The sequence below is a fragment of the Pseudomonas sp. SIMBA_068 genome (assembly GCF_046534705.1).
Lineage (GTDB): Bacteria > Pseudomonadota > Gammaproteobacteria > Pseudomonadales > Pseudomonadaceae > Aquipseudomonas > Aquipseudomonas putida.
The window spans coordinates 100695-112953 of the sequence record NZ_JAWRYI010000014.1 but is presented as its reverse complement, the minus strand read 5'-3'; the positions used below and the strand labels follow the sequence as shown (position 1 = coordinate 112953).

Genomic DNA, 12259 nt, shown 5'->3' with positions numbered 1-12259 from the left:
AAGTGAGACCATGGTCGCGCTAAATGGTTGCCTGGCCGTTACACTGTGGCATTGGTTAAAGGGGCGCGCAGCGGCCCCAACTCTCATGGAATGCAAATGCCCCAACTCTCTGCCGACTGGCGCCACCGTCCCACCCACAACAAGGTTTGGGCGCTGGCCGCGCCGATGATCCTGTCCAATATCTCCGTGCCGCTGGTGGCGCTGGTCGACAGCACGGTCATCGGCCACCTGCCCCACGCCCATCAGCTGGGTGCGGTGGCGGTGGGCGCCACGCTGTTCACCTTCATGGTCGGCCTGATGGGCTTCCTGCGCATGGGCTCCACCGGTTTCGCCGCCCAGGCCGCCGGCCGTGGCGATGGCGCGGCGTTGCGCCAGGTGCTGGTGCAAGGGCTGTTGCTGGCGGTCGCCTTCGCCGTGTTGATCGGCCTGCTGGCCCTGCCGTTCAGCCAGCTTGCACTTCATGCCATGCAACCCAGCGCAGCCCTGCAGCAATCCACCGAAGACTTCTTTCACACGCGGCTGCTTGGCCTGCCTGCGGCGCTGGCCAGCTACGCGCTGGTTGGCTGGTTTCTGGGTACCCAGAACGCCCGGGCACCGCTGGCTATCCTGCTGACGACCAACTTGCTGAACATCGTCTTGAACCTGTGGTTCGTCCTGGGGCTGGATTGGGGGGTACTGGGTTCGGCGCGGGCGTCGGTGATTGCCGAGTGGAGTGCCGCCCTGCTGGGCCTGGCCCTGACCCGCCCGGCCCTGCGGGCCTACCCGGGGCAAGTGGCGTGGGGGGCGCTCAAAGGCTGGCAGGCCTGGCGCCCGCTGCTGGCGGTGAACCGCGATATTTTTCTGCGTAGCCTGGCGCTACAACTGGTGTTTCTGCTGATTACCGTGCAAGGCGCACGCCTGGGCGAGTCCACGGTGGCGGCCAATGCCCTGCTGCTCAACGGCCTGTTGCTGACTGCCTATGCACTCGATGGGTTGGCGCATGCGGTGGAGGCCCTGTGTGGCCATGCCATTGGTGCCCGCGACCGCGACACCCTGCGCCGCTCGCTGGTGGTCGCCTGCGGCTGGTCGCTGATCACCAGCCTGGGCTTTGCCGGGTTGTTCCTGCTGGGTGGGCACCTGTTCATCGACTTGCAGACCGACATCGACAGTGTGCGGGCGGCGGCCTACCCATATTTGCCCTATTTGGCGCTGCTGCCGTTGATTGCAGTGTGGAGTTACCTGCTGGACGGCCTGTTCATAGGCGCGACCCGGGCGCGGGAGATGCGCAATGCGATGTTGGTGTCGGTGCTGATTGCACTGCCGGTGGCGGTGGCCATGAGCGGGTTCGGCAACCATGGATTGTGGTTGGCGTTTCTCGGGTTCATGGGGTTGCGGGCGGTGACGCTGGGGTGGGTGGGGTGGCGGTTGCAGCAGAGGGGTGAGTGGATTCAGTGATGTCGGGGCCGCTTTGCGGCCCATCGCGACACAAGGCCGCTCCCACAAAAGGCAGCACAGGCTTTTGCAGGAGCGGCCCCGGCAATTACGACGACAGGTACGAAGACCGGGTCAGCCCAAGGCGCAACGCATCCAGGTACTGCGTGCGCTCGCGCGCAGTGATCTTGGCGCTGGCGACCTTGTCGCGGTAATGGGTCATCAACTCCTCCGGCGACAGGTGCACGTAGCGCAGCATGTCTTCGATGGTGTCGTGGGTCTCGATGCCGGCGTGGTACACGCTGCCGTCGGCGTTCTGGTAGATGTTCACCGAGTCGGTGTCACCGAACAGGTTGTGCATGTCACCCAGGATTTCCTGGTAGGCACCGACCAGGAACACGCCCAGCAGATAGTCCTCGCCATCCTTCAGCGCATGCACCGGCATGCTGGTTTCGATGCTCTGCTCGTCGACGTACTGGTTGATCTTGCCATCCGAGTCGCAGGTCAGGTCCTGCAGTACGGCGCGGCGCAGCGGCTCTTCGTCCAGGCGGTGCAGCGGGATGATTGGCAGCACCTGGCCAATGGCCCAGGTATCCGGCAGGCTCTGGAACACCGAGAAGTTGCAGATGTACTTGTCGGCCAGCTTGTCGTTCAGCTCGTCCAGCACCTGGCGGTGCGAGCGCTGGCGGGCTTTCAGCGAGTTATGCAGGCGGCGGCACACGGCAAAGTAGCACTGCTCGGCCAAGGCCTTCTCGCTCAGGCTGATCTTGCCATCGGCATACTGCGCGGCCACGTCACCCATGTAGTGGGTGGCGCGCCAGTAAGTCTCGGTCACCATCTCGATGTCGGTCGGGCCAAGCAGGTCGGCCAGCCACTGCACCGTCTCGGGCAGGGCTTCCTTGTTCTCGATGGTCGGCACGTCGTCGTTGTGCTTCTCGACGTCGGTGACCTGGATCACCAGCATGGCGTGGTGCGCGGTCAGCGAGCGGCCACTCTCGGAGAAGATGTGCGGGTGCGGCAGGCCTTGCGCGTCGCAGAACTCCTTGAGCATGCCCACCACCACGCCGGCGTAGTCGTCCATGTCGTAGTTGATCGAGCTGGCATTGCGCGAGTGGGTGCCGTCGTAGTCCACGCCCAGGCCGCCGCCGACGTCGATGTGGTCGACCGGCAGGCCCAGCGCACGCAGCTCGCCGTAGTAACGGATGGCTTCCTTGAAGCCGTGCTGGTAGTCGGCCAGGTTGGCAATCTGCGAGCCCATGTGAAAGTGCAGCAAGCGGATGCCCTGGTCCAGACCGGCATCGCGGAAGCGCTGTACCACCGAAATCAGCTGGGCAGCAGACAACCCGAACTTGGACTTCTCACCACCGGTGTCGGCCCATTTGCTGGACGCCAGCGACGACAGGCGCACGCGCAGGCCGACCTGCGGCTTCACCTTGAGCTCGGCGGCCTCGTCGATCACCAGAGCCACTTCCGACTCTTTCTCGATGACGATAAATACGTTGTGGCCAAGCTTCTGGCCCATCAGCGCCAGGCGAATGAACTCACGGTCCTTGTAACCGTTGCAGACGATGGTACCGCCCTTCGGCGCCAGCGCCAGCACGGCCAGCAGCTCGGGCTTGGAGCCGGCTTCCAGGCCAATGGAGACGTTTTGCGTGGCGATGATGTTTTCCACCACCGCTTCCTGCTGGTTGACCTTGATCGGGTACAGCGCGGTGTACTGGCTCTGGTACTCCAGGCGCGCGATATTGGCATCGAACGCACCGGTCAGCTGGCGTACGCGGTCCTGCAGAATGTCGGGGAAGCGCACCAGCAAGGGCAGCGACAGGCCGCTCTGGCGCAATTCGTCAACCTGCTCGTACAGGTCGATCGGCGCGCTGTCGGGGCCGTTGGGGCGCACTTCGACGCGCCCGGCTTCATTGATGGCGAAATAACCAGCGCCCCAATGGCGGATGCCATAAACACTGCGGCTGTCGGCCACGGTCCACTGGCTACCATCGTCTTTGCGTGTGCGTCGTACGGACATTCAAGTCCCCTATAGATAAGTCGAAGACACTGCCCCGCAGGCAGCGGAGCGAGTGTAAAAGCTGTAAATGACGATTCATCCGTGCTCAGGCATAGACCCTGACCACAGGAACGAGTTTAGAAAGCGCTGGGCAAAAAATTGTGCGATGGCCTCAGCCGCCGGACTTTTTCGCCTTGAAACCCTGTTTGGTCAGCTCGCCGATCAACAGCTCGACATGGTCGCCCTGGATCTCGATAACCCCGTCCTTCAGTGCGCCGCCAGTACCGCAGCGGCGCTTGAGCGTGGTCGCCAGGTCTTTGAGCTGGTCGGGCGGCAGGGGCACACCGGTGACGGTAGTCACGGTCTTGCCACCACGGCCTTTGCTCTCACGGCGCACACGGGCAATGCCGTCGCCTTCGGGGATGATTTGCTGCTTGCAGCTGCAGGCATCCACCGGCTGGCCACAGTCGGGGCAGTGCCGACCAGCGTCGGTGGAGTAAACGAGACCGCCGAGGGCGGAAAAGGAAGAAGCTTTCTTGGCCACTTTTGTTCCTCTGTGCTGAGGACAAAAACTGGTCGTGCCCTGGGGTTGAGGCCGACCGCGAAGCCCCACTCTGGCAGGGGCGGCGCTACTGCCGCAAGATCCTGCGACAGCCCGAAAAGGGCGCGCAGTGTAACGATAAATCCGGCTGTTGCTAAGTACAGGATTGCGGCATTTTACGAATGTTTTGCGACTATTCGCGGCCCACAGGTACAGCGCAGCTCTCGAACACTTCACAATCCCTGTGGGAGCGGGCGTGCCCGCGAAAGGGCCAGTATTGAAAACAACTATCCCTGGCTGACTTTATATCGCTGCAAAGCGGCCAGTGAGTCCGGGCAATACGGTTTGCTCAGGCTCTCTTGCTCAGCCTGCTCCAAGCCAATGAACCGCGCCTCGATCACCTCTTCCGGCTGCAAGCGCAACGGCGCATCGGACACCGCTGAATACACCGCACACCACAACCGGTTGTCGGGCTGGTCGAAATAGAACCGTTCGTGAAAGCGTAACTCAACCCCTTCAATTCCCAGTTCCTCGGCCAGCTCACGCGCCGCCGAGTCGGCGTAACCCTCCCCGGCCGTCACCATGCCACCCGCCGCCACATCCCAGTACCCCGGGTACAGCGCCTTGCTCAGGGTACGCCGGTGCACACACAACTCACCGGCACTGTTGAACAGCAGAATGAAGGTGCAACGGCCGATCAGGCCACGCTCGCGCAACTCTGCGCGGGGCAATGCCCCCAGTACCTGATCGGCCTCGTCCACCCAGCTGACCAGTTCGCGGTCGGAGGCCGCCCGGTGGGCGGCCTCGTTCGGGCTGATGGCCATTCTCAACCCTGCGACAGCAACTGACGCAGGTCGATCACGGCAGCGTTGGCCCGCGAAATGTAGTTGGCCATGACCAGCGAATGGTTGGCCCACATGCCGAAGCCACTGCCGTTGAGCACCATCGGGCTCCACAGCGGCTCTTGCGAGGCCTCCAGTTCACGGATGATCTGGCGCACGCTGACCGTGGCATTCTTCTTCGCCAGCACGTCGGCGAAGTCCACCTCGATGGCGCGCAGCAGGTGCGACAACGCCCAGGCCTGGCCGCGGGCTTCGTAGAACACGTTGTCGATCTGCAGCCATGGGGTTTCCACCAGCTCCTCGTCCACCTGCGGCGCTTGCCCGGCAACCACCGACTCGGTCTTCAGCGTGGTGTTGAGCTTGACCCGGCCAACGCTGGCCGACAGCCGCTGCGACAGCGAGCCCAGGCGAGTGGCCACGTCACCCAGCCAGTTGTTCAGGTTGTCGGCACGGGTGTAGAAAATCGCGCCTTTGTCGCCGGCAGCCAGACGGGTCTGGTAACGGCTCAGCGACTTGATGCCCTCTTCGAACTCCGACTCGCTCGATGGCAGGATCCAGCTCTTGTTGTCGAAGTTGAAGCGCGGCTCGGCCTTGGCCAGGTCGGCGTCTTCGGTGGACTGCGACTGCGAGCGGGCGAAGTCCTTGCGCAAGGCGCGGGACAGGTCGCGTACCTGGACCAGCACGCCGTATTCCCAGCTCGGCATGTTGTCCATCCACAGCCCTGGCGGGAAGCGGTCGTTGGAAATGTAGCCGCCCGGCTTGTTCAGCAAGGTGCTGGCCACGGTCTTGAGGGTCTCGATGGTGGTGTAGCCCACCACCATCTGCTGGCCGCCGCGCTCAGCGGCAGACTGGGCATTCTGCTGTACCGGGAACAGTTCCGGCTCCTGGCTCCAGTACCAACCCAGGCCGATACACACCAGCAGGTACAACCCGATCAGGGTCCCCAGGGCACGGCTCCACAGGCCGCCAAGGTAGCTACGGGCGGCAGCGCCGCGGCCGTCGACACGCTCACGGGGCTCGGCTTTGGCCTCGCGGTTTTTCCAGTCCAGCATGGCTTTGTCCTTAATCAGTCACGACGGTTCTAGGGCTTTGACCACAGGCCTGCGCCAGGGTGCCACGGCAAGCCCGCATGGCAGCACTATAAAGCAGACACCACCGTACGCATAAGCGACCAATCAGTCAGCAACTGAATATTCGTTCTGGCCGCTTTGTTGATACAGGGCAGTCACGTATTTGCAAAGAGCTGCTAGCATAGAGCCATCATTGCCCCTGCACATCCCAACCTATAAGTAGCCAGGACATGAGCCAAGCAGTTGAGCCGAGCCCGCAGTGCCCCACCCAACAGGTGACGCGTAGCGGCCTGCGCAAGGACGACCCGCTCGACCCGCTGCTGCTGCCCCTGCGCAAGCCGGTGTACATCCTGCTGCAGGACCATGAGCGTGCCCAGCGCCTGGCCCAGCAACTGGAGTTCTTTGGCCTGGTGGTGCAAGCGCTGCCCAGCGCTGCGGCGTTTCTCGCCTCGATCAACGAATACCCGCCTTCGGCCATCATCATGGATGTCGACTTCACCGGTGCCGGCCAAGGCTTGCTGCTGGCCGCCCAGGTGCAGCAGGGGCTGGCGCTACCTGTTCCGCTGCTGTTCTTCAGCCACCACGAAGCCGACACCCCGACCCGCCTTGCCGCCGTACGCGCGGGTGGCCAGGACTTTCTCACCGGCAGCCTTGAAGCTTCCAGCCTGCTGGAAAAGGTCGAACTGCTGACCAACGCCACCCCGCACGACCCGCTGCGCGTGCTGATCATCGACGACTCGCGCACCCAGGCGCTGCACACCGAGCGCGTGCTGGCCAGCGCCGGCATGGTCACCCGCAGCCTGACCGACCCCATCCGCACCATGGCCGAGCTTGCCGACTTCCAGCCCGACCTGATCATCCTCGACCTGTACATGCCTGCCTGCACCGGCCCGGAACTGGCCAAGGTGATCCGCCACAGCGACCGCTATGTGAGCGTGCCGATCATCTACCTGTCTGCCGAAGACGACCTGGACAAGCAGCTGGATGCGATGAGCGAAGGCGGTGATGATTTTTTGACCAAGCCCTTTCGCTCACGCCACCTGATCACCACCGTGCGCAACCGCGCCGCCCGCGCCCGGCACCTGAAGGCGCGCATGGTGCGCGACAGCCTGACCGGGCTTTACAACCACACCCACATCCTGCAACTGCTGGAAGACTGCAGCTTCCGCGCCCGCCGCGAACAGCAGCCGTTGAGCTTTGCCATGCTCGACATCGACCATTTCAAGAAGATCAACGACCGCCACGGCCACCCCATGGGCGACCGGGTGATCAAGAGCCTTGCACTGTTCCTCAAGCAACGCTTGCGCAAGACTGATTTCATTGGCCGTTATGGGGGTGAAGAGTTCGCCATCGTCATGCCCAACACCGCGCTGGACGCGGCGCACAAGGTGCTGGACGAGATTCGCCGGCGCTTTGCAGAAATCCTCTACCCGGCGCAGCCGCAGGATTTGCAGTGCACCTTCAGTGCCGGGGTGGTGCAGCTGGATGAGGTGCTGGATGCACTGACCATGGCCAGTGCGGCGGACGAGGCGCTGTACCGGGCCAAGCATGCGGGGCGTAATTGCGTAGTGCGTGTAGAGCCTTGAGTTATTTATAGGCTGTACCGGCTTCTTCGCAGCACAAGGCTGCTCCTACAGGAGCACGCTGAATGTAGGAGCAGCCTTGTGCTGCGAAGAGGCCAGAGCAGTCCACACCAATAGCAGCACTGTGCCACTTTTTTCTGGCACCAAGCCCCTGTCGTCATCACCCCGTCACAAAATCGCAATAACTTCAGGCGCCTACCTCTCCCCTGCGCAGGAAGTTCGCGGCTATGCGCCTGAAGTGGCTGACCAATTTCAACACCCTGTTGCTGGTAACGGTGTGTCTCGCCCTGGCCGTCACCCTGTGGTGGTCGCAGCGTGCCCTGGAGCGCCCCTACCAGATGATGGAGCGCTACCTGGGCCTGTCCCAGCAGTTCCAGAACCAGGCAGCACGCAATATCCAGGCTTACCTTGGCAGCGGCGATGCCCTGCGCCATGCCGCCGCCATGGAGGCCAACCAGCAATTGCAGGCCAGCCTGAGCGAGTGGCCCGCAGAACTGGCCGGCAAGCTGCGCCCCAGCCTCGACAACCTGCAGTCCTTCACTGCCAACGAACTGCTGGCCGCCGGTAAACTGGCCGGCGATCCGCAAGCCCTGCTGCTGCAGGCCGAGCGGGAAATGGGGGCCAACTTCGAACAACTGGCCGGCTACGCCCGCGACAGCGGCACCGCCGATGCCAACCGCTACCTGCTGCCGTTGCTCGATGCCAGCGTGCACCTCGGCCGCCTGTCGCTGGCAAGGGACAAACTGATCAGCAGCGGCCGCCCGGAGCTGGCCGACGAAGTGGAGCGTGAACTACAACTGATCCGCACCCAGGCGCAGGCCATCGACAGTTTGCCGTTGCTGGGCGTGACCCGCGCAGCCGAATCCGGTGCCGACGACTTCGCCGCCATGATGGGCCTGGAAACCCAGGCCAGCGCCCAGCAGGAAGACATTGCGGTGGGCCTGAAGCGTGAACTGCAAAGCCTGCTCAGCCGCTACCCGGCCGAACTGCAACGCACCCGCGAACAGATCGAACGCCGCGCCGCCCTTGCCGCCAGCACCCATCAGAGCCTGGAGGCGGTGCAGCAGGCCATCGCCGCGCTGGAACCCGAAGTACGCGGCGAGCATGCCAAGATCGCCGCCGAGGTGCGCATCATCCAGGGCCTGATGATCGGCCTGATACTGCTCATCGCCCTGCTGATCGACACCTTGCAGCGGCGCCTGACCCGCACCCTCGTCAGCCTTGCCCCAGCCTTGTCACATTGGGCCGAGGGCGACTTTGCACAGGCCATCTCCCTGGGCAAGACCAACCGCGAACTGCACGACATCCAGGAGTCGCTCAACCGCCTGCGCCAGTACCTGGTGGAGCTGGTAGGCACCATCCGCCACAACGCCGAGCAGGTGGCTGGCAGCAGCCACGCCCTGGCCGGCATGAGCGCCGCCCTGCACGACGGCGCCGAGCGCCAGGCCGGCGATACCGGCCAGATCCGCGATGCCTTGGGCGAGCTGGAAGCGACCATTCAGCAAGTGGCGGGCGATGCCAGCGCCGCTGCCGATGCCAGCCGCGATGCCGGGCGCGCAGTGGAACAGGGCCAGGCGGTCATTGGCCAGAGCTTGTCGGGCTTGCGCGAGCTGGTCGATGAAGTGCAAGGCAACGCCCGTATGATCGAGCAACTGGCCGACGAGTCGGCGACCATCGGCGGGGTGTTGACGGTGATCCGCTCGATTGCCGAGCAGACCAACCTGCTGGCGCTGAACGCCGCGATCGAAGCAGCCCGTGCGGGAGAAATGGGCCGCGGCTTTGCCGTGGTGGCCGATGAAGTGCGCTCGTTGGCGCAGCGCACCACGGGGGCTACCGGCGAAATTCAGGCACTGATCGACCGCTTGCAGCAAGCTGCGAAAAGTTCGGTGGCGGGAATGCGTGCGCAGCTTGAGCATGCCGAGGCCACGGCCAACCAGGCCCAGGCGGCGGATGGCGCGCTGGACGAGATTGTCTGTGCCATCCGCACCATTTCCGACACAGCGGTGCGCATTGCCGATGTCACGGCCCAGCAGAGTGGTGCGGTGAGTGAAATTCGTGACCACAGCGAGCGCATCCATGAGCTGGGCGAAGACAACCTGCAACGCATTGGCGAAGGGCGCGAGCAAGGCGAGCAGTTGCTGGGGCTGGGTGGTGAGCTGAACCGGGCGGTGCGGGCGTTCAGAGTCTGAACGGGCAGTGCAGTCTCTGTGGGAGCGGCGCATGCCTTGAAGATATCGCAGGCCATGTGTCGCCCACGCCGCCTGCATGGCCCCAACCTGTACCAACTCCGCTATCATGCCCGGCACGTTCCACCTCGCGAGTCCGCCATGCGCCGCCTGTTTTTCCTGCTGTTCCTGCTGCTGGCCAGCCCTGCGTTCGCCACGGGCCTGCTCGACAACCGCCCCAGCGCCACCCTCGGCGCCGCTTCGCTGGCCAACAACGCCGACTTCCTGCCGGTACACGAAGCCTTCAAGCTCAGCCTGGTCCAGGCCGATGCGCAAACCGTCAAGCTGCGCTTCGTTGCCACCGAGGGCTACTACCTCTACCGCCACCGCTTCCAGTTCCGCACCGAGCCCGCCGACATCGCCCTGGGCACCCCGAACATCCCCAAGGGCGAGGCCAAGCACGATGAATTCTTCGGCGACGTCGAGGTGTACCACGGCGTGCTCGACATCGAGCTGCCGCGCACCGACCCGCGAGCCTTCACCCTGCTGGTGGGCTACCAGGGCTGTGCCGACAAAGGCCTGTGCTACCCACCGGAAACCGCACGCCTGAGCATCGATGGCGAAGGCGGCGCCAACGCCCCCGCAACCGCCGAACACGGCTGGAACTGGAAATCGCTGCTGTTGTTCTTCCTCGCCGGGGTCGGCCTGACCTTTACCCCGTGCGTACTGCCGATGCTGCCGATCCTGTCTGGCGTAGTGCTGCGCGGCCAGGTCGGTGGCCTGCGCGGGCTGTCGCTGTCGCTGGCCTACGTGCTGCCGATGGCGGCCAGTTTCGCGGCGCTCGGCGCGCTGATGGGCCTGTTCGGCGCCGGCCTGAACCTGCAGGCGCGCCTGCAGTCGGCCTGGGTGCTGGTGCCCTTCGCGCTGTTTTTCGTGCTGTTCGCCCTGGCCATGTTCGGCCTGTTCGAGCTGAAGCTGCCCCAGGCACTGAGCAACCGCCTGAACAACGTCGCCAACCATACCCGGGGTGGCTCGCTGCTGGGCGCCGCAGTGCTGGGCGTGCTCTCCAGCCTGCTGGTTTCGCCTTGTGTGTCAGCCCCCCTGGCTGGCGCCTTGCTGTATATCAGTGCCAGTGGCGATGCCCTGGGCGGCGCACTCAAGCTGTTCGCCCTGGGCCTGGGCATGGGTGCCCCCTTGTTGCTGGTGGCCACCGGTGGCGCAGCATGGCTGCCGAAAAGCGGCCCGTGGATGAACACGGTGAAAAACGCCATCGGCGTACTGCTGCTGGGCCTGGCCATCGGCTTGCTCAGCCGCGTGCTGCCGGGGCCGGTGACCTTGCTGCTGGTCGGTTTCCTCGCCGCTGGCGTGGCCCTGTTCCTCGGCGCCCTGGAGTTCGTGGTCAAGACCGCTCGCCAACGCCTGGCCCAACTGCTTGGCCTGGCCTTGCTGGTATACGCCCTGGCCTGCTGGTACGGCGCCCTCAGCGGCCAGGGCGACCCGCTTCGCCCGCTGCCCGTTGCAACAGTGGCGGCCACCGGCAGCAGCCAGGCGGCACAGGCAGATGCCTGGCAGACCATCACCACCCCCAGCGCACTGGACGCCGCACTGGCCCAGGCCAAGGCGGCCGGCCAGCCAGTGCTGCTGGACTGGTACGCCGACTGGTGCATCAGTTGCAAAGTGATCGAGCATGAAGTGCTCAATGCGTCGCAGGTGCAAACGCAGCTGGCCGGCTTCAAGCTGCTGCGTTTCGACATCACCGAGAGCAGTGCCGAGCAACGCAAGCTGCTCGACCGTTACCAGCTGTTCGGCCCACCTGCCCTACTGTTCTTTGCCGCGAACGGCAGCGAAATTACCGCTGATCGGGTGATTGGCGAGATAAACGCCGGTGATTTTGCGCAAATTCTGACACGCGTGCGCGGCAAAGTCGGTCTATAACTTCCCGCGTGCGGGGAAAAATCTTGTAATAGGTGACCAGATTTAATTATTTGGTCACATACTTCGCGCGAATCTCGGACATCGTGCTGGCTATTGCCGGGAACTGGACACTTGCCGTCGCTTTACGGCACACTCGCCGCGCTGTGTCGAATTGCCCTACAAATCCAAGGAATCCGCAGATGGCAACGCTACTGGTGCTCCACGGCCCAAACCTCAACCTGCTCGGTACTCGCGAGCCTGGCCATTACGGCGCCGTGACCCTGGCCCAGATCAACCAGGACCTGGAGCAACGTGCCCGCGCCGCGGGCCACCATCTGCAGTACCTGCAGAGCAATGCCGAATACGAACTGATCGACCGTATTCACGCCGCACGCAACGAGGGTGTGGACTTCATCCTGATCAATCCGGCTGCTTTCACCCACACAAGCGTCGCATTACGTGACGCATTGCTTGCGGTGAGCATCCCATTCATCGAAGTGCACCTGTCCAACGTGCACAAACGCGAACCGTTCCGTCACCACTCCTACTTTTCCGATGTTGCCGTAGGGGTGATCTGCGGCCTGGGCGCCAGCGGTTATCGCCTGGCCCTGGAGTCCGCGCTGGAACAACTGGCTGCCAACGCACAGCCCAAATGATGAAAACCCTGGCCTAAGTGGGCCGGGGTTCGAGAGAAACGTTTCCGATACGTTTTTTTGTATTTCGCCCCCTGAC

General features: G+C 63.9%; 9 protein-coding genes. 5 read left to right on the top strand and 4 right to left on the bottom strand.

Annotated features, from left to right (window positions below; genetic code table 11):
• Positions 1–96 precede the first annotated feature (96 nt).
• Complete coding sequence (locus tag SB756_RS25785; RefSeq protein WP_410912439.1) at positions 97–1434, top strand: MATE family efflux transporter; 1338 nt, start codon at positions 97–99, stop codon at positions 1432–1434.
• An 85-nt stretch (positions 1435–1519) separates the two neighbouring features.
• Here the strand turns inward: SB756_RS25785 and speA are convergent, their stop codons facing one another.
• The 4 genes from speA to SB756_RS25765 form a co-directional block, all read right to left on the bottom strand.
• Positions 1520–3433, bottom strand: a complete 1914-nt coding sequence (speA, locus tag SB756_RS25780) for an arginine decarboxylase (RefSeq protein WP_016497862.1) — start codon at positions 3431–3433, stop codon at positions 1520–1522.
• 151 nt (positions 3434–3584) lie between these two features.
• A complete protein-coding gene (locus SB756_RS25775; protein ID WP_016497861.1) occupies positions 3585–3956 on the bottom strand; it encodes a translation initiation factor Sui1 in 372 nt (123 codons plus the stop codon).
• 284 nt (positions 3957–4240) lie between these two features.
• Positions 4241–4777 (bottom strand): NUDIX hydrolase, encoded by a 537-nt coding sequence (locus SB756_RS25770; protein ID WP_016497860.1) that lies wholly within the window; start codon positions 4775–4777, stop codon positions 4241–4243.
• Between the two features lie 2 nt (positions 4778–4779).
• The gene (locus SB756_RS25765; protein WP_410912435.1) at positions 4780–5847 is read right to left on the bottom strand and encodes a DUF2333 family protein; all 1068 of its coding nucleotides are present in this window, start codon (positions 5845–5847) and stop codon (positions 4780–4782) included.
• A 248-nt stretch (positions 5848–6095) separates the two neighbouring features.
• Here SB756_RS25765 and SB756_RS25760 point away from each other — a divergent pair, with 248 nt between their 5' ends.
• The 4 genes from SB756_RS25760 (at position 6096) to aroQ (ending at position 12183) form a co-directional block, all read left to right on the top strand.
• Positions 6096–7451: a diguanylate cyclase gene (locus SB756_RS25760; protein WP_341797468.1), complete on the top strand. Its 1356-nt coding sequence runs from the start codon at positions 6096–6098 to the stop codon at positions 7449–7451.
• Positions 7452–7675: 224 nt separating this feature from the next.
• The gene (locus SB756_RS25755) at positions 7676–9637 is read left to right on the top strand and encodes a methyl-accepting chemotaxis protein (RefSeq protein ID WP_410912433.1); all 1962 of its coding nucleotides are present in this window, start codon (positions 7676–7678) and stop codon (positions 9635–9637) included.
• A 138-nt stretch (positions 9638–9775) separates the two neighbouring features.
• The gene (locus SB756_RS25750) at positions 9776–11548 is read left to right on the top strand and encodes a protein-disulfide reductase DsbD (RefSeq protein WP_410912431.1); all 1773 of its coding nucleotides are present in this window, start codon (positions 9776–9778) and stop codon (positions 11546–11548) included.
• Positions 11549–11727: 179 nt separating this feature from the next.
• Positions 11728–12183: a type II 3-dehydroquinate dehydratase gene (gene aroQ / locus SB756_RS25745; protein WP_003255330.1), complete on the top strand. Its 456-nt coding sequence runs from the start codon at positions 11728–11730 to the stop codon at positions 12181–12183.
• Positions 12184–12259 lie beyond the last annotated feature (76 nt).